The sequence below is a fragment of the Rhodococcus sp. RDE2 genome (assembly GCF_020885655.1).
GTDB classification, from domain to species: Bacteria; Actinomycetota; Actinomycetes; order Mycobacteriales; family Mycobacteriaceae; genus Rhodococcus; species Rhodococcus pyridinivorans.
Map to the genome: position 1 here is coordinate 2134327 of NZ_AP025186.1, position 16491 is coordinate 2150817.

A 16491-nucleotide genomic window follows, 5' to 3' on the forward strand; every position below is an offset into this window, starting at 1 on the left:
CGACCGGATCAGGGTTGACCGGGGAAGGCCACCGACGGCACGACCCCGCGGCTCTGCCGCCACCGTGCCGCCCGCAGCGCCGCCTCGGTGAGTGCACCCACGGCCGTGGCCCGGGTGGCCTCGCTGCGTGCCCGCTCGACGACCGAGCGCCACGCGACCGCCGTGTCGCTCTCGATCTGCTCGGCGAGCTGCGCGGCGGACGCGGCGTCGACCACCGGGAACGGGACGGTGTAACCGGGTGCCGCGACCGGCGGCTCGACGCTGGCGGCACGAAGAGCCTCGACCGTCGCATCACGTCGTGCGCGGTGCGCGGCGGTGTCCTCAGCCACGGCGTCCGCGCGGGCGGGATCCGCGAAGGCCGCGATCACGCCGTATCCGTAGACCGCCGCGTGTTCGGCCTCGAGCGCGTCGACGAGGGCCTGCTGTTCGGAACCGAGTTCGGGTGAGCTCACGGCAACATCACCGCCGTCTGCACGGCACAGGAGGCACTGATCGAAGCGAGCAGGCCCGCGCGGTAACCCGAGAGTGTGCGGGCGAGGTCGGCGGCTTCGCGCTGCGACCGGTTCAACCGCTCACGGAGCTCCTCGACGGTCGGCAGCTCCCCGGCGGGGGTGGTGACGGTGGTCGACGGGGGAGTGAAACTCGTGGTGGCGCCCTCCATCCGGGCGATCTCGGCCTCGAGCGCGTCGGCGTGGGAGGTCCGTTCGGCCGCGATCGTGGTGAGCGCCGCGGACAGCTCCGGCGCCCGCGCGACCAGCACGGTCGCGATCGCGGCGTCGGTGCGGGCGCGGGTCGCCTGGCCCGCCAGCGGATCGGGTTCGGCGGCATCCTCGTCGGAGGCGCCGCACGCGGTGATCGTCGTTATTCCGAACCCGCCGACGGCGACCGACGACCATCGAAGGAGGGTTCGTCGGGAGAGGGTGGGACGGTCGAGTGACATCGGCACCGGACCATCCTGCCAGTCTCCTCGCCCGGTGAAGGACGCCGCCCTGGTCACGGCAGCACGAAACGCGGGTTAGGCTTGATGTCTGCCGGTACGCATCCGTTCCGGCCCGCTGTCCGCTGCGACCACAACTGAACGAGGAGCCTGCCCGCCATGCCTGTGCCGCCCCCGGAGAGGATCGTCGAGCTCGTCTCCGATCTGCTCGCCAGAGAGGGATACGACCTCGAGGACGTGGTGGTCACGGCCGCCGGAAAGCACAGTACGGTGCGCCTCCTCGTCGACAGCGACGCAGGTCTCGGTCTCGACGAGGCGGCCCGCCTGAGCAGGATCGTCTCCGAGGCCTTCGACGGCGTCTCGGACTTCGGCGAGTCGCCCTACGTCCTGGAGGTCACCAGCCCCGGGATCGGCCGGCCCCTGACCGATCCCCGCCACTGGCGGCGCGCCCAGGGTCGCAAGGCGAAGGTGGAACTGGCCGACGAGACCCTCGTCGCACGCATCGGCGAGCTCGTCGGCGACGAGATCAGGCTCGTCCTGCCCGATCGGGCCGGGCCGGTCGTGCGTTCGGTCCCGCTCTCGGAGGTGCGCAGAGCGGTGGTGGAGGTGGAGTTCTCCCCGCCGCCGCCGCGGGAACTCGAGCTCGCGGGCGGGGTTCCGGACGGCCGGGTCGCGGCCGGGGAGCTGGTCGAAGGACCCGAGGACGAGACCGGCAGCGACGACCACGACGAGACGAACGAAACGAAGGTGGACAAGTGAATATCGAGATCGCCGCCCTGCGCATGCTCGAGGCGGAGAAGAACATCCCGTTCGACGAGCTGATCGCGACGCTCGAGACGGCCCTGCTCACGGCGTACCGGCACGTCGACGGACACCAGCCGCACGCGCGGGTCGTGGTCGACACGAAGACCGGCGCCATCCAGGTCCTCGCCGAGGAGCGCGACGCCGACGGCAACCTGATCGCCGAGTGGGACGACACTCCCGAGGACTTCGGCCGGATCGCGGCGACCACCGCGCGCCAGGTCATCATGCAGCGCATCCGCGACGCCGAGCACGAGCAGCGCTTCGGTGAGTTCGCGACCCACGAGGGCGAGATCGTCAGCGGCGTCGTGCAGCGCGACTCGCGTGCCAACGCCCGCGGCATGGTCGTCGTGAAGATCGGTGGCGAGACCAACAACGCCGAGGGACTGATCCCGCCGGCAGAGCAGGTGCCGGGGGAGACCTACGAGCACGGCGACCGCATCAAGTGCTACGTCGTAGGCGTCTCCCGCGGACAGCGCGGCCCGCAGATCACCCTGTCGCGGACGCACCCCAACCTCGTACGCAAGCTGTTCGCCCTCGAGGTCCCCGAGATCGCCGACGAATCGGTGGAGATCGTCGCCGTCGCCCGTGAGGCCGGCCACCGCTCGAAGATCGCCGTGCACTCGACCGTCCCGGGCCTCAACGCCAAGGGTGCGTGCATCGGCCCGATGGGGCAGCGCGTGCGCAACGTCATGCGTGAGCTCGGCGAGGAGAAGATCGACATCATCGACTACGACGAGGATCCCGCCAAGTTCGTGGGCAACGCACTCTCGCCGTCGAAGGTGGTTTCGGTCACGGTCGTCGACCCCGACGCGCGTGCCGCCCGGGTGGTCGTGCCCGACTTCCAGTTGTCCCTCGCGATCGGCAAGGAAGGGCAGAACGCCCGGCTCGCGGCCCGGCTGACGGGCTGGCGGATCGACATCCGCAGCGACGCGGCACCGGCGGGGAACGACGATTCGCGCGGCGGCTCGACAGGCTCTTAGGAGTGGGATGCGGGATTCCGGGCAAATCAGCGGTACAGTGGTCGATGGTTCAGCATGACCTGCCCTCGACCGGCGGGGAACGCGCCACTACGGTGCGGACCTGTGTCGGATGTCGGCAGCGAACGCTGGCTGCCGAACTGCTCCGGGTGGTGGCGCGCGAGAAGGAACCGTCAGGTTTCGCCGTGATTCCCGATCCCCGACGCAGGCTTCCCGGGCGAGGTGCTTGGTTGCATCCCACTCCGGAATGTCTGGGCCTGGCGGTTCGGCGTCGAGCATTCGGCAGGGCACTGCGTGTGACCGGACAACCGGACACCGCAGCGCTGGATCAGCTGGTCGGGTCCACGGAACAGTGATCACGGACGCATCGAAACGGCTTCGGCCGGATAGACGGACGTGGGAACGACGACGAGGAACACCAACAGTGACATCGCACTCTGAGAAGAACAGGCACGAACACTCATGAGCACACCGTGAAGCACCAGCGATGAACGTCCATCGGAGATAACCCGAGGTCGTGCGGGCAGTCGGCCGCTCGACCTCATCAGTGAGGAGAGCAGTGGCAGGCAAGGCCCGCGTGCACGAGTTGGCGAAAGAACTCGGTGTCACCAGCAAGGAACTACTCGCACGCCTGAAGGAACAGGGCGAGTTCGTCAAGTCCGCGTCGTCGACGGTCGAACCGCCGGTCGCGCGTCGACTCCGCGAATCGTTCGGTAAGTCCGAAGGCGATGCAGCCGCGAAGGCTGCACCCACCCCCGCACCGAAGCCCGGTGCCCCCCGGCCGGGTCCCCGGCCCACCCCTGCGAGCCCGGCCCCCGCGGCCGAGACCGCACGTCCGAAGCCGGGCGCACCGAAGCCGGCCGCTCCCAAGCCGGCTCCGGCACCGGAGAAGCCCGCGGCTCCCACGCCGCAGGCCCCTGCCGCCCAGGCTGCACCGCAGTCCCCGGCTGCTCAGGCTCCCGGCGCCACACCGCAGGCCCCCGCGGCCAAGCCCGGCCCCAAACCGGCCGGTCCGCGTCCGGGTCCGAAGACCCCGCGCGTCGGTAACAACCCGTACTCCTCGGCTCCGGCCGAGCGTCCCGCTCCGCGTCCGGGTGCTCCGCGCCCCGGCCCGGGCGGACCGCGTCCGACTCCCGGACAGGGCGGACCCCGCCCCACGCCCGGACAGGGACGTCCCGCAGCAGGCCCCGGTGGCCCGCGTCCCGGACCCGGCCAGGCCGGTCCGCGTCCGGCTCCCGGTCAGGGCGGTCCCCGCCCGGCGCCCGGTCAGGGCGGACCCCGTCCGTCCCCGGGTTCGATGCCCCCGCGTCCCAATCCGGGTGCGATGCCGCAGCGTGCTGCGCGTCCGGCCGCGTCCGGTCGTCCGGGTCGTCCGGGTGGAGCTCCCGGTGGACGTCCCGGCGGTGGCGGCGGCTACCGCGGTGGCGGCGGTGGCGGCGCACCCGCAGGTGCAGGCGCTCCCGGTGGTTTCCGCGGTCGCCCCGGTGGCGGCGGCGGTGGACGCGGTCGCGGCGGTGCAGCCGGCGCGTTCGGTCGTCCCGGTGGCGCTCCGCGCCGTGGTCGCAAGTCGAAGCGGCAGAAGCGGCAGGAATACGATTCGATGCAGGCGCCGTCGGTCGGCGGCGTGCGGTTGCCGCGTGGCAACGGCGAGACCATCCGTCTCGCTCGCGGCGCATCGCTGTCCGACTTCGCCGAGAAGATCGACGCGAACCCGTCGGCCCTGGTGCAGGCGCTGTTCAACCTCGGTGAGATGGTCACGGCCACTCAGTCGGTGAACGACGACATCCTCGAGCTGCTCGGCTCGGAGATGAACTACGTCGTGCAGGTCGTCTCGCCCGAGGACGAGGACCGCGAGCTGCTCGAGTCGTTCGACATCCAGTACGGCGAGGACGAGGGTGGCGAGGAAGACCTCCGCCAGCGTCCGCCGGTGGTCACCGTCATGGGTCACGTCGACCACGGCAAGACCCGCCTGCTCGACACGATCCGCAAGGCGAACGTCGGCGAGGGCGAGGCCGGTGGCATCACCCAGCACATCGGTGCCTACCAGGTGATGACGCACCTCAATGGTGAAGATCGCCTGATCACCTTCATCGACACCCCGGGTCACGAGGCGTTCACCGCCATGCGTGCCCGCGGTGCGAAGTCGACGGACATCGCGATCCTCGTGGTCGCCGCCGACGACGGCGTCATGCCGCAGACGGTGGAGGCGATCAACCACGCGCAGGCCGCCGATGTCCCGATCGTGGTCGCGGTGAACAAGATCGACAAGGAGGGTGCGAACCCTCAGAAGATCCGTCAGCAGCTCACCGAGTACGGGCTGGTCGCGGAGGAGTACGGCGGCGACACCATGTTCGTCGACATCTCCGCGAAGCAGAACCTGCACATCGAGCAGCTGCTCGAAGCGGTGCTGCTCACCGCCGACGCGGCGCTCGATCTGCGGGCCAACCCGGACATGGAGGCGCAGGGCGTCGCCATCGAGGCGCACCTCGACCGCGGTCGCGGTCCGGTGGCCACGGTGCTCATCCAGCGCGGCACCCTGCGGGTCGGCGACTCGATCGTCGCCGGCGACGCCTACGGCCGCGTGCGGCGCATGGTCGACGAGCACGGTGAGGACGTGCTCGAGGCACTGCCGTCGCGTCCGGTCCAGGTCGTCGGCTTCACGTCGGTGCCCGGCGCCGGCGACAACCTGGTCGTCGTCGAAGAGGACCGCATCGCGCGTCAGATCGCCGACCGGCGTAATGCCCGCAAGCGCAACGCGCTCGCAGCACGCAGCCGCAAGCGCATCAGCCTCGAGGACCTCGATGCCGCTCTCAAGGAGCACAACGAGCTCAACCTCATCCTCAAGGGCGACAACTCGGGTACCGTCGAGGCCCTCGAAGAGGCGCTCATGGGTATCGAGATCGACGACGAGGTGCGTCTGCGCGTCATCGACCGCGGTGTCGGTGGTGTCACCGAGACCAACGTCAACCTCGCTGCCGCGTCGAACGCCGTGATCATCGGCTTCAACGTCCGCGCCGAGGGCAAGGCCACGGAGCTCGCGAACCGCGAGGGCGTCGACATCCGCTACTACTCGGTCATCTACCAGGCGATCGACGAGGTGGAGAAGGCCCTCAAGGGCATGCTCAAGCCGATCTACGAGGAGGTCGAGCTCGGCCGCGCCGAGATCCGTGCGATCTTCAAGTCGTCGAAGGTCGGCAACATCGCGGGTTGCCTCGTGCAGTCCGGCATCGTCAAGCGCAACGCGAAGGCCCGCCTCATCCGCGACAGCAACGTCGTGGCCGAGACGGTCACCATCTCGTCGCTGCGCCGCGAGAAGGACGACGTCACCGAGGTCCGCGAGGGCTTCGAGTGCGGTATGACGATCACCTACTCCGACATCAAGGTCGGCGACGTGATCGAGGCGTACGAGTTGCGCGAGAAGCCGCGCGACTGATCCACCCGCACCCGTGGCGGTGAACGATTCGTCGTTCGCCGCCACGGGTGTGTCGGGACGCCCGACCGGGCCGGTGCAGAGCCGACCGGACGGGCGACCGGACGGTCCTCGAGGGGAGAAGCGGATGTATCTGGGAGCGCTCGAACTCGACCTGCTGCTCGGCGACGTGCATTCGCTCAAACAGAAGAGATCGGCGATCCGTCCGGTGATCGCGGAACTGCGCCGGTTCGGGGTGTCCGCCGCCGAAACCGGGGAACACGATCTGTACCGCCGGGCGCAGGTGGGTGTGGCGGTCGTCGCCCCCGACCTCGCGCACGTCGGAGAGATACTGGACAAGTGTGAGCGGCTGGTCGCCCAGCGGCCCGAACTCGACCTGCTGTCGGTCAGACGCAGGCTGTACGGGCCCGAGGACTGATCCCGGCCGCACGACGGGCCGCCTGCCGGCGGCCACAGAAGGGAACGAACGACATGGCCGATCCAGCACGGGCCCGCCGACTCGCGAAGCGCATCGCCACCATCGTGGCCACCGCCATCGACCTCGAGATCAAGGATCCGCGGCTCGAGTTCGTGACGATCACCGACGCGAAGGTCACCGCGGATCTGCACGACGCCACCGTCTACTACACGGTCCGCGGCGCGGATCTGAACACCGAACCCGATCACGAAGCAGCTGCTGCCGGCCTCGAGAAGGCCAAGGGCGTGCTCCGCTCGAAGGTCGGCGCCGGCACCGGTGTGCGGTTCACCCCGACGCTGACGTTCGTCACCGACACCGTGCCCGACACGGCACGGCACATGGAGGAACTCCTCGCACGCGCTCGCGCGGCCGACGACGAGGTCGCACGCGCCCGTGAGGGTGCCGTTCCGGCCGGCGACGCCGATCCCTACAAGGAACCCCGTGAACGCGACGCCGGTGACGACGACGAATAACGCACCGGTGCCCGACCCGACTCCTCCGGTGATCCCGTCGCACCGGGACGATGCCGCTCTCCCGTCTGCCCCGGCAGGATCCGTCGACCTGCCGGGTGCCGCCGCACTGCTGGATGCGGCGGCCACCGTGACGGTGCTGTGCCACATCAATCCCGACGCCGACACCCTCGGCAGCGGGCTGGCCCTCGGGCTCGCGCTCGAGCGGCGCGGTGTCGCCGTGCAGGTGGCGTTCGGTTCGCCGGCGAACATGCCGGACTCGATGCGGTCGCTGCCGGGCGCACACCTGGTCACGCCGGTCTCGGAGGTGCGCCGCGAGGCCGATCTCGTGGTGACCGTCGACTGCGGTACCGCGGGCCGTCTCGGTGTCCTGCGCGACCGTTTGAAGACCGCCCCGAACGTCCTGGTGATCGATCACCACCTGTCCAACACGCGGTTCGGCACCCACAACCTCATCGACCCGGAGTCCGAGGCCACCGCGATGGTGCTCGCCGACCTCTTCGACGTGTGGGGTGTCGAGATCGATGCCGCACTCGCGCACTGCCTGTACGCGGGACTGGTGACCGACACCGGATCGTTCCGGTGGGGTCGCCCGCAGGCCCACGGACTCGCCGAGCGTCTGCTCGCCACCGGGATCGACGGCACGTCGATCACGCGTGCCCTGCTCGACACCCATCCCTTCGGGTGGCTGCCGATGCTGTCGTCGGTGCTTGCCACTGCCACGCTCGAACGCGACGCCGCGCAGGGCAGGGGACTGGTCTACGCCTTCGTCCGGCGCGCCGACTCCGCACATCTCGGTCCGGAGGAGGTCGAGAGCGTCATCGACATCGTGCGCACCACCGCGGAGGCCGAGGTCGCCGCAGTGTTCAAGGAGGTCGCTCCCGAGGAGTGGACCGTCTCGCTGCGCGCCAAGAGCTCGGTGGACGTGTCCGCCGTCGCCACCGCACTCGGCGGCGGAGGACACCGCCTGGCGGCGGGGTACACCGCCCACGGCGACACCGATCGGATCGTCGCCGCCCTGCGCGGCGTGCTCGGTTGACGGCGTCCGGCGAGTCGCCCGCCTCGGATATCTCCGGACGGCGCATTCTCGGACTCGCCCTTCCCGCGCTCGGGGTGCTCGCGGCCGAACCGCTCTACCTGCTGTTCGACATCGCCGTCGTCGGCCGGCTCGGGGCGCTGCCCCTGGCCGGTCTCGCGATCGGCGGATTGATCCTCGCTCAGGTGAGCACCCAGCTCACCTTCCTGTCGTACGGCACCACCTCGCGTGCGGCGCGTTTCCACGGCGCGGACCGGCACGACGACGCGGTCGGCGAAGGCGTGCAGGCGACGTGGCTCGCGATGATCGTCGGACTGGCCATCCTGATCGTCGGGCAGGCGCTGGCCGGCCCCGTCGCGCGGCTGCTCGCCGGTGATGCCGAGATCGCCGACGCCGCCGTCTCCTGGCTGCGTGTCGCGCTGTTCGGGGCACCCCTGATCCTCGTCGGCCTGGCAGGGAACGGCTGGATGCGCGGCGTGCAGGACACGATCCGGCCGCTGCGTTTCGTCATCACCGGTCTCGCCCTGTCGGCGGTGCTGTGCCCGGTACTGGTCCACGGTCTGCTGGGTGCTCCCCGGTGGGAGCTCGTCGGTTCCGCCGTCGCCAACGTGATCGGGCAGTCCGTGACGGCCGTCCTGTTCGTCGTGGCGCTGTTGCGGTCCGGGGTTCCGCTGCGACCGCGACCCGCCGTGATCGGCGCGCAGTTGCGGCTCGGCCGCGACCTGATCGCCCGCAGCCTCGCGTTCCAGGCCTGCTTCCTGTCCGCGGCGGCGGTGGCGTCGCGCTTCGGTGCGGCCGCGGTGGCCGGTCATCAGGTCGTGCTGCAACTGTGGAACTTCGTGACCCTGACCCTGGACTCGCTGGCGATCGCCGCGCAGGCCCTCGTCGGAGCAGCACTCGGTGCGGCCGATCGGCGGGGCGCGACGCGCCTGGCGTGGCGGTTGTCGGCCTGGTCGGCGGTCTTCGCGGTCGTCCTCGCGGTGGTCTTCGTGGTCGGCAAGGACGTGATCCCGGGTCTGTTCACCACCGACACCGAGGTGCTCGACCAGATCGGCGTCGCGTGGTGGTTCTTCGTCGCGATCATGCCGCTCGCGGGAATCGTGTTCGCACTCGACGGTGTTCTCCTCGGTGCCGGGGACGCCGCCTTCCTGCGCACCGCGACGCTGGCCTCGGCGTTGTTCGGCTTCCTGCCGTTGATCTGGTTGTCGCTCGCGTACGACTGGGGTCTGGCGGGTATCTGGACGGGGCTTACGGTGTTCATCGTGTTCCGGATGATCGCCGTCGTATGGCGCACGCTCTCGGGACGATGGGCGGTGACGGGCGCGGACCGGCAGGTGCGTGTCCAGGACGAGTCGGGAGGTTAGTGCGTGGCAGCGAAGCTGTGGGCGATCAGCGACATCCATGTGGGCCATCGGGGCAACCGGCCGGTCACCGAGGATCTGTATCCCGAGTCGCCCGACGACTGGTTGATCGTCGCGGGCGACGTGTCGGAGAAGACCGACGACATCCGGTGGGCGCTGTCGCTGCTCCGCAGCCGGTTCGCGAAGGTGATCTGGGTGCCCGGCAACCACGAACTGTGGACGACCGCCAAGGATCCGGTGCAGATGTTCGGGGTCGCGCGCTACGACTACCTCGTCACGATGTGCCGCGAACTCGACGTGCTCACCCCCGAGGATCCCTATCCGGTCTGGGAGGGCGAGGACGGGCCCGTGGTGCTCGTGCCGATGTTCCTGCTCTACGACTACTCGTTCCTGCCGGAGGGCACCACGACGAAGGCGGACGGTCTCGCTCTCGCGCGCGAACGCAACGTCGTCGCGACCGACGAGTTCCTGCTGAAGCCGGATCCGTACATCACGCGCGACACCTGGTGCCGGGTGCGTGTGAAGCAGACCCGCGCCCGTCTCGACGCGCTCGACCCCGCCCTGCCCACCGTGCTGATCAACCACTTCCCGCTGGTGCGCGAACCCACGCGGATGCTGTTCTACCCCGAGTTCGCGCTGTGGTGCGGTACCACCGAGACGGCCGACTGGCACCTGCGCTACCGGGCGCTGTGCAGCGTCTACGGCCACCTGCACATCCCGCGGACCACCTACTACGACGGGGTGCGCTTCGAGGAGGTCTCGGTCGGCTACCCGCGCGAATGGCAGCGACGCGGCATGCCGGAGCAGCCCCTGCGGCAGATCCTGCCGGTCCCGGAGTATCCGCCGGGCAGCCTGAACAAGTGGGGCGGTCATTTCACCGTGACCCCCGAGATGGAAGCGGAGGCCGAGAAGATGCGGGCTCAACGAGAGAAGGAGTTGCGGTGACCGAACCGGACACCGGCCAGAAGACGGACACGCGCGGCGCGCTGATCGGGCGCATCGTGCCGGACGGCGTCGCTGCAGCCGAGTTGTTCGAGGACCCACCGGGACTGCGGCCGCATCCCCAGGAGGAGCCGCTCGTGGCGCGGGCCGTGGAGAAGCGGCGCCGCGAGTTCGCCGGTGCCCGTCACTGCGCCCGACAGGCCATGCGCACCCTCGGCGTCGACCCGGCGCCGGTACTGCGCGGGGAGAAGGGCGATCCGATCTGGCCGCGCGGCGTCGTCGGCAGCCTCACCCACTGCGACGGTTATCGCGGTGCCGTGCTGGGCTATTCGCTGCAGATCCGTTCGCTCGGCATCGACGCCGAGCCGCACGACGTGCTCCCCGACGGGGTGCTGCCCGCGGTGAGCCTCGAACCCGAACGCGAGTGGCTCGCCTCGGCCGGCGACGACCTGCACTGGGACCGTCTGCTGTTCTGCGCCAAGGAGGCCACCTACAAGGCGTGGTTCCCGCTGACGAAGCGGTGGCTGGGCTTCGAGGACGCCCACATCACGTTCGAACGCGACACCACCGCGGACGCGGTCACCGGCACCTTCCACTCGCGACTGCTCGTCCCCGGCGACACCCTCGACGGGCAACCGCTGACGGGCTTCGACGGACGGTGGCTCATCGCCGACGGTCTCGTCCTCACCGCGATCACGGTGCGTTGATGAACGACACCGTCCCCTCGCAGGAACATCCGGCCCTCGCCCGCGCAGGCCTGCTCGTCGTCGACAAGCCCGCCGGCATGACGAGCCACGACGTGGTGGCGCGCTGCCGCCGACTGCTCGGCACCCGCAAGGTCGGGCACGCGGGCACCCTCGACCCCATGGCGACGGGCGTGCTCGTCCTCGGCGTCGAGCGCGCCACGAAGCTGCTCGGGCTGCTCGCGCTGACGACCAAGTCGTACACCGCGACGATCCGTCTCGGGCAGAGCACCGTCACGGACGATGCGGAAGGCGAGACCGTCGCGACCACCGATGCGACGCACGTGACCGACGAGCAGATCGGCGAGGGCGTGGCGGCGCTGACCGGCGACATCCAGCAGGTGCCCGCCAGCGTCAGCGCCATCAAGATCGACGGCAAGCGCGCCTACGCCCGGATGCGTGAAGGGGAGGCGGTCGAGCTGAAGGCCCGGCCCGTCACCGTCTCGCGGTTCGACGTCCTCGTCCGGCGCGATGTGCCCGAGAGCGGCTTCGTGGACCTCGACGTCGACGTGGACTGCTCGTCCGGCACCTACATCCGGGCGCTCGCACGCGATCTCGGCGCGGCCCTCGGAGTGGGCGGCCATCTGACGGCGCTGCGTCGCACGAAGGTCGGCCCGTTCGGACTCGAACACGCCCGCACGCTCGAACAGCTCGCCGACGACCCGACGCCGAGCCTCGACATCGACGCGGCGGTGCGCACGGCCTTCGAGTGCCGGACCATCAGCGACGAGGAGGCGGGGCTGCTCGCGAACGGCCGCTGGCTCGAGCCCGTCGGGATCCGCGGGGTCTACGGCGCCGTGGATGCGCAGGGCCGGGCCGCGGCGCTGCTGCAGGAGAAGGGCAAGCGGGCCGCGGCGGTGTTCGTGGTGCGGCCCTCCAACATGTGAGCCGGCTCAGACCAGCCAGATCGCTTCGGCGGCCGGGTGACCGAGGTCGATCGTGCGGCCCTCGGTCCGGCCCAGCCGGACCGAGATGGTCCCGGCGAAGTCGCGGCGTTCGAGGACCGTGATGTCGGTGTCGAGCGCGATCCCGACCTCGTCGAAGTAGCGCAGCATCGCGGGGTCGGAGTCGGAGATGCGGGCCACCCGGCCGTGGTCGCCGTCGTTGAACTCGCTCAGGGCGCGGGCGGGCGGTGCCGGGATCGTGCCGTCGGGCGACGGGATCGGGTCGCCGTGCGGGTCGCGTTCGGGATGGCCGAGTTTGGCGTCGATCGCCGCGACCATCCGTTCGGAGACGGCGTGTTCGAGGATCTCGGCCTCGTCGTGCACCTCGTCCCACCCGTAGTCGAGCTCGCGGACCAGGAAGGTCTCGATGAGGCGATGGCGACGGACCATCGCCACCGCGGCCTGCCGACCCTCGTCGGTGAGCGAGATCGCGCCGTATCGCTCGTGGTCGACGAGTCCCTGGTCGGCGAGGCGGCGCACCGCTTCGGACACGGTGGACGCCGACACGCCCAGCTTCTCGGCGAGCAGCTTGGTGGAGATCTTCTCCCCGGACCACTCCTGGACCGTCCACATGATCTTGAGATAGTCCTGTGCGACCGAGGACAACATCTCGGTCGCGGTGGTCTCGTTACTCTCAGGCACGCGTCCAGCTTAGGTAACCGTCACCCGGGAATCACGCTCTCCGTCGGCTCGCTCGCCCTTTCGCCCTCCGGGGCGCGGCGACGCGTCACGAGCCGGGTGAGGACGCCCTGCCGCGGCGCGAACAGGTACGCGAGGGTGAAGACCACGGCCTGGGCGAGCACCACCACGCCGCCGGTCGCAGCATCGGTGTAGTAGCTCGTGTACACACCGACCACCGACGCGATCACCGCGAGTACCGGTGCGATCACCAACATCCGGGCCATCCGGTCGGTGAGCAGATAGGCCGTCGCGCCCGGGATGATGAGCATCGCGACGACCAGGATCACACCGACCGCCTGCAACGCGCTGACGATCGTCACCGCGAGCAGCGACAGCAGCAGCGCCGACAGCGCGGCGGGGGACAGGCCGAGGGTGTGCGCCTGGACGCGGTCGAAGGCGAACAGCGTCAGATCGCGGCGCTTCGCGACGAGGACAGCCAGCACGACGGCCGCCAGGATCGACACCTGCCAGACGTCGCCCGTGGCGAGACCGAGCAGGTTCCCGAACAGCACGTGGTGCAGGTCGATCTGGCTCGGGTTCTTCGAGATCAGAACCACGCCCAGGGCGAACAGTGTCGTGAAGACGATGCCGATGGTCGCGTCCTCCTTGACGCGGCTCGTGCCGCGGACGAGCCAGATCAACGCGACGGCGATGCCGGCGAAGACGAGGGCTCCGAGCGCGAAGGGCACCCCCACCAGATAGGCGAGGACGACACCGGGCAGCACGGCATGCGAGACCGCGTCGCCCATCAGCGACCAGCCGATGAGCACGAGCCAGCAGCTGAGCAGCGCGCACACGATCGTCGCGGCCACCGCGACGAGCAGCGCGCGCTGCATGAAGCCGTACTGCAGGGGTTCGATCAACGTGTCGATCATCGTCCGGCCTCCTGTGCGTACGTCTCCCGTGCGAAGTCCTCGGCCCGCCCACCGTTCGCCGGTGGGGGAGCACCGAAGGCGCGGGCGAGGTTCTCCGGGAGCAGGACCTCCTCGGGGGAGCCGTGCACGAGCACGCGCCGCTGCAGCAGCACCGCCTCGTCGCACAGTTGCGCGAGACCCGCGAGATCGTGGGTGGCGACGAGGATCGCGTGACCGCTCGCCGCCAGTTCGCGGATGACGGCGGTCAGCGCGTGCTCGGTGGTGGTGTCGACCCCCGCGAACGGCTCGTCGAGCAGCAGCAGCGGCGAGCCCTGCGCGATCGCCCGTGCCACGAAGACACGCTTGCGCTGACCGCCCGAGAGCTGCCCGATCTGCCGGCCGGAGAGCGCGGTCATGCCCACGCGTTCGAGCGCGGCGTCGACGGCCTCGTGGTCGGCGGGGCGCGGACGGCGCAGGAAGCCCTGGTGGCCGTAGCGTCCCGTCATGACGACGTCGCGTACGCCGATCGGGAAGTTCCAGTCGACGGCCTCGGACTGCGGCACGTAGGCGACCTGCGTGCGGCGACGCGCCACGGCGGTGGTCGTCCCGCCGATGGTGACGCGACCCGAGGTGGGTCGCACGAGACCCATGATCGTCTTGAACAGCGTCGACTTGCCCGAGCCGTTCGTGCCCACGAGTCCGCAGACGCGGCCCGGTGCGAGCTTCAGGGTGACGTTCTGCAGGGCCAGGACAGTGTCGTAACGCACCGTCACGTCGTCGACGAACAGTGCCGGTGTGTCGAGTGTCGAAGTCATGGCCTCAGTCCCGTCGTGATGACGTCGATGTCGTGTCGGAGCAGATCGAGGTAGGTGGGGACGGGGCCGTCCGCCTCGGAGAGCGAGTCGACGTAGAGGATTCCGCCGAATTCCGTTCCGGTGTCGGCGGCGACCTGCCGTTGCGCCTTGTCCGAGACGGTCGATTCGCAGAACACCGCCGGCACCTCGTTGGTGCGCACGAAGTCGACGGTGCGGGCGATCTGCTGGGGGGTGCCCTGCTGGTCGGAGTTCACCGGCCACAGATAGGCCTCCTGCAGCCCGGCGTCCCGCGCGAGATAGCTGAACGCGCCCTCACAGGTGACGAGTGCGCGCCGGTCGGCGGGCACGCCGTCGAGGGCGGTGACGAGTTCGGTGTGGAGACCGTCGAGTTCGGCCTTGTACGCCTCGGCGCGGGCCGCGAAGTCGTCCGCGTATTCGGGGGCGAGGTCGGCCAGTGCCGCGGCGATGTTGTCGACGTAGACGCGGGCGGCGAGCGGGGACATCCAGGCGTGGGGGTTGTACGGGCCCGTCGTCGCGCCCTCGCCGATCGGCAGGGGGTCCACGCCCTCGCTCACGACCACGTGCTCGGCGTCGACGTCGGCGACGAACTGCTCGAACCACCGCTCGAGACCGAGTCCGTTGTCGAGGACGAGATCGGCCTCGGTCGCGAACCGCAGGTCGCCCGGGGTGGGCTCGTAGCCGTGGACCTCGGCGCCGGGTTTCGTGATGGACTCGACCCGCACGTGTTCGCCGCCGACGTTGCGTGCCATGTCGGCGAGGACGGTGAAGGTGGTCAGGACCAGGGGCCGGTCGTCGGCGGAACCGGTGGTGGAACACGCCGTGAGGGCGGCAGCGCAGGCCGTGGCCGCGAAGACGGCGATCATGCGACCGGCGCGGGAGGATACGGACCGTGTTCTGTGGGCTCTCGACGAAAAGTTCGGCACACCGAAATTATGCATTCGCAGGGCCGTCAACGTCATGTGGGGCACGCCGGGAGCCATCCGGGCGTGCCCCACCCGCTCATGAGCCGTAGGCTGCCGATGTGCAGAGATGGCGAGGTCTGGACGAAATTCCTGCGGACTGGGGTCGGTGTGTACTCACGATCGGCGTGTTCGACGGTGTACACCGCGGCCATCAGCAACTCATAGCGCGTGCCGTCGAGGCCGCGCGGGCACGCGGTGTGGCCGCCGTGCTCATGACCTTCGATCCCCACCCCATGGAAGTGGTACGCCCCGGCAGTCACCCGGCGCAGCTGACCACCCTCGCGCGGCGCGCCGAACTCGCCGAGGAACTCGGCATCGACGTCTTCTGCGTCATGCCGTTCACCCCGGAGTTCATGAAGCTCTCACCGGAGCGGTACGCCCACGAGATCCTCGTCGAGCGACTGCACGTGGCCGAGGTGGTCGTGGGGGAGAACTTCACCTTCGGCAAGAAGGCTGCCGGCACCGTCGACATGCTCCGCTCGATCGGTGAACGCTTCGGGTTCGCGGTGCAGGGGCTCACGCTGGTCGCCGAGCACGCCGTGACGTTCTCGTCGACGTACATCCGTTCGTGCGTCGACGCCGGGGACGTCGTCGCGGCCGCGGACGCACTCGGGCGCCCGCACCGGGTCGAGGGTGTGGTCGTGCACGGCGACGGCCGCGGTCGCGGACTCGGATTCCCGACCGCCAACGTCGCACCGCCGATCTACGCGGCGATCCCCGCCGACGGCGTGTACGCGGCCTGGTTCACGGTGCTCGACTCCGGTTCGCCCGTCGAGGGACTCACGGCCGGTCAGCGTTACCTCGCGGCCGTGTCGGTGGGTACCAATCCGACCTTCTCCGGACGCAAGCGCACGGTCGAGGCGTTCGTCCTCGACGAGAAGGCCGATCTGTACGGCCAGCACGTGGCGGTCGACTTCGTCGAGCGGCTGCGGGGCATGGAGAAGTTCGATTCGGTCGAGGCGCTCATCTCCGCGATGCACCGCGACGCCGAACGAGCGCGAGAGGTCCTTACGAAGACTCCCGACTGACGCCGGTGTCGTTCGGGTGGCCGGTGTCG

General features: G+C 70.0%; 18 protein-coding genes. 12 read left to right on the top strand and 6 right to left on the bottom strand.

The features are described 5' to 3' along the window. Positions 1 to 8: 8 nt before the first annotated feature. Together LPH33_RS09925 and LPH33_RS09930 are read right to left on the bottom strand one after the other, a co-directional pair. Positions 9 to 452 carry a ferritin-like domain-containing protein gene (locus tag LPH33_RS09925; protein WP_016691202.1) on the bottom strand — a complete coding sequence of 148 codons (444 nt, stop codon included), beginning with the start codon at positions 450 to 452 and terminating at the stop codon, positions 9 to 11. Then, on the bottom strand, positions 449 to 940 hold the full coding sequence (locus LPH33_RS09930; RefSeq protein WP_186455159.1) for a hypothetical protein: 492 nt from the start codon (positions 938 to 940) through the stop codon (positions 449 to 451). The genes LPH33_RS09925 and LPH33_RS09930 overlap by 4 nt, the downstream gene beginning before the upstream one ends. A 156-nt stretch (positions 941 to 1096) precedes the next feature. On the opposite strand from LPH33_RS09930, the gene rimP reads away from it, so the two are divergent. From rimP to truB, 11 genes are all read left to right on the top strand, one after another. Continuing rightward, the gene (gene rimP / locus LPH33_RS09935; RefSeq protein ID WP_202400134.1) at positions 1097 to 1696 is read left to right on the top strand and encodes a ribosome maturation factor RimP; all 600 of its coding nucleotides are present in this window, start codon (positions 1097 to 1099) and stop codon (positions 1694 to 1696) included. Next, a complete protein-coding gene (nusA, locus tag LPH33_RS09940; RefSeq protein WP_145691791.1) occupies positions 1693 to 2721 on the top strand; it encodes a transcription termination factor NusA in 1029 nt (342 codons plus the stop codon). Before rimP ends, nusA begins: the two co-directional genes overlap by 4 nt. 44 nt (positions 2722 to 2765) lie before the next feature. Beyond that, positions 2766 to 3074 (top strand): YlxR family protein, encoded by a 309-nt coding sequence (locus tag LPH33_RS09945; protein ID WP_145691790.1) that lies wholly within the window; start codon positions 2766 to 2768, stop codon positions 3072 to 3074. A gap of 203 nt (positions 3075 to 3277) precedes the next feature. Then, on the top strand, positions 3278 to 6151 hold the full coding sequence (infB, locus tag LPH33_RS09950) for a translation initiation factor IF-2 (protein WP_145691789.1): 2874 nt from the start codon (positions 3278 to 3280) through the stop codon (positions 6149 to 6151). A 124-nt stretch (positions 6152 to 6275) separates the two neighbouring features. Beyond that, complete coding sequence (locus LPH33_RS09955) at positions 6276 to 6566, top strand: DUF503 domain-containing protein (RefSeq protein ID WP_026061433.1); 291 nt, start codon at positions 6276 to 6278, stop codon at positions 6564 to 6566. Positions 6567 to 6619: 53 nt separating this feature from the next. Beyond that, the gene (rbfA, locus tag LPH33_RS09960; protein ID WP_016693580.1) at positions 6620 to 7078 is read left to right on the top strand and encodes a 30S ribosome-binding factor RbfA; all 459 of its coding nucleotides are present in this window, start codon (positions 6620 to 6622) and stop codon (positions 7076 to 7078) included. A 28-nt stretch (positions 7079 to 7106) separates the two neighbouring features. After that, positions 7107 to 8114 carry a DHH family phosphoesterase gene (locus LPH33_RS09965; RefSeq protein ID WP_016693579.1) on the top strand — a complete coding sequence of 336 codons (1008 nt, stop codon included), beginning with the start codon at positions 7107 to 7109 and terminating at the stop codon, positions 8112 to 8114. Then, the gene (locus tag LPH33_RS09970; protein WP_145691788.1) at positions 8111 to 9475 is read left to right on the top strand and encodes an MATE family efflux transporter; all 1365 of its coding nucleotides are present in this window, start codon (positions 8111 to 8113) and stop codon (positions 9473 to 9475) included. Before LPH33_RS09965 ends, LPH33_RS09970 begins: the two co-directional genes overlap by 4 nt. Positions 9476 to 9478: 3 nt before the next feature. Next, positions 9479 to 10417 (top strand): metallophosphoesterase family protein, encoded by a 939-nt coding sequence (locus LPH33_RS09975; protein WP_229567950.1) that lies wholly within the window; start codon positions 9479 to 9481, stop codon positions 10415 to 10417. 41 nt (positions 10418 to 10458) lie between these two features. Next, entirely contained in the window at positions 10459 to 11121 is a 663-nt protein-coding gene (gene npt, locus LPH33_RS09980) for a 4'-phosphopantetheinyl transferase Npt (protein WP_026061431.1), read from the top strand. Continuing rightward, on the top strand, positions 11121 to 12044 hold the full coding sequence (gene truB / locus LPH33_RS09985; protein WP_145691786.1) for a tRNA pseudouridine(55) synthase TruB: 924 nt from the start codon (positions 11121 to 11123) through the stop codon (positions 12042 to 12044). The genes npt and truB overlap by 1 nt, the downstream gene beginning before the upstream one ends. 6 nt (positions 12045 to 12050) lie before the next feature. Here the strand turns inward: truB and LPH33_RS09990 are convergent, their stop codons facing one another. Genes LPH33_RS09990 through LPH33_RS10005 form a run of 4 tightly spaced genes read right to left on the bottom strand, consistent with a single transcriptional unit; the run spans position 12051 to position 15335 of the window. Beyond that, positions 12051 to 12743, bottom strand: a complete 693-nt coding sequence (locus LPH33_RS09990; protein ID WP_016693574.1) for a metal-dependent transcriptional regulator — start codon at positions 12741 to 12743, stop codon at positions 12051 to 12053. Positions 12744 to 12763: 20 nt separating this feature from the next. Beyond that, entirely contained in the window at positions 12764 to 13657 is an 894-nt protein-coding gene (locus tag LPH33_RS09995; RefSeq protein WP_145691785.1) for a metal ABC transporter permease, read from the bottom strand. Continuing rightward, positions 13654 to 14451 (bottom strand): metal ABC transporter ATP-binding protein, encoded by a 798-nt coding sequence (locus tag LPH33_RS10000; RefSeq protein WP_145691784.1) that lies wholly within the window; start codon positions 14449 to 14451, stop codon positions 13654 to 13656. The genes LPH33_RS09995 and LPH33_RS10000 overlap by 4 nt, the downstream gene beginning before the upstream one ends. After that, on the bottom strand, positions 14448 to 15335 hold the full coding sequence (locus LPH33_RS10005; protein WP_145691783.1) for a metal ABC transporter substrate-binding protein: 888 nt from the start codon (positions 15333 to 15335) through the stop codon (positions 14448 to 14450). Before LPH33_RS10005 ends, LPH33_RS10000 begins: the two co-directional genes overlap by 4 nt. A 158-nt stretch (positions 15336 to 15493) precedes the next feature. Between LPH33_RS10005 and LPH33_RS10010 the strand changes: the two genes are divergently transcribed. Next, on the top strand, positions 15494 to 16462 hold the full coding sequence (locus LPH33_RS10010; protein WP_160875921.1) for a bifunctional riboflavin kinase/FAD synthetase: 969 nt from the start codon (positions 15494 to 15496) through the stop codon (positions 16460 to 16462). The last annotated feature ends 29 nt before the right edge of the window (positions 16463 to 16491 follow it).

What these genes read in the sequence shown, in the direction of transcription:
- LPH33_RS10005 (WP_145691783.1), bottom strand. Translation starts at nt 15,335, where the DNA reads ATGATCGCCGTCTTCGCGGCCACGGCCTGCGCTGCCGCCCTCACGGCG.
- LPH33_RS09945 (WP_145691790.1), top strand. Translation starts at nt 2,766, where the DNA reads ATGGTTCAGCATGACCTGCCCTCGACCGGCGGGGAACGCGCCACTACG.
- LPH33_RS09955 (WP_026061433.1), top strand. Translation starts at nt 6,276, where the DNA reads ATGTATCTGGGAGCGCTCGAACTCGACCTGCTGCTCGGCGACGTGCAT.
- LPH33_RS09995 (WP_145691785.1), bottom strand. Translation starts at nt 13,657, where the DNA reads ATGATCGACACGTTGATCGAACCCCTGCAGTACGGCTTCATGCAGCGC.
- LPH33_RS09930 (WP_186455159.1), bottom strand. Translation starts at nt 940, where the DNA reads ATGTCACTCGACCGTCCCACCCTCTCCCGACGAACCCTCCTTCGATGG.
- truB (WP_145691786.1), top strand. Translation starts at nt 11,121, where the DNA reads ATGAACGACACCGTCCCCTCGCAGGAACATCCGGCCCTCGCCCGCGCA.
- rimP (WP_202400134.1), top strand. Translation starts at nt 1,097, where the DNA reads ATGCCTGTGCCGCCCCCGGAGAGGATCGTCGAGCTCGTCTCCGATCTG.
- rbfA (WP_016693580.1), top strand. Translation starts at nt 6,620, where the DNA reads ATGGCCGATCCAGCACGGGCCCGCCGACTCGCGAAGCGCATCGCCACC.
- LPH33_RS10000 (WP_145691784.1), bottom strand. Translation starts at nt 14,451, where the DNA reads ATGACTTCGACACTCGACACACCGGCACTGTTCGTCGACGACGTGACG.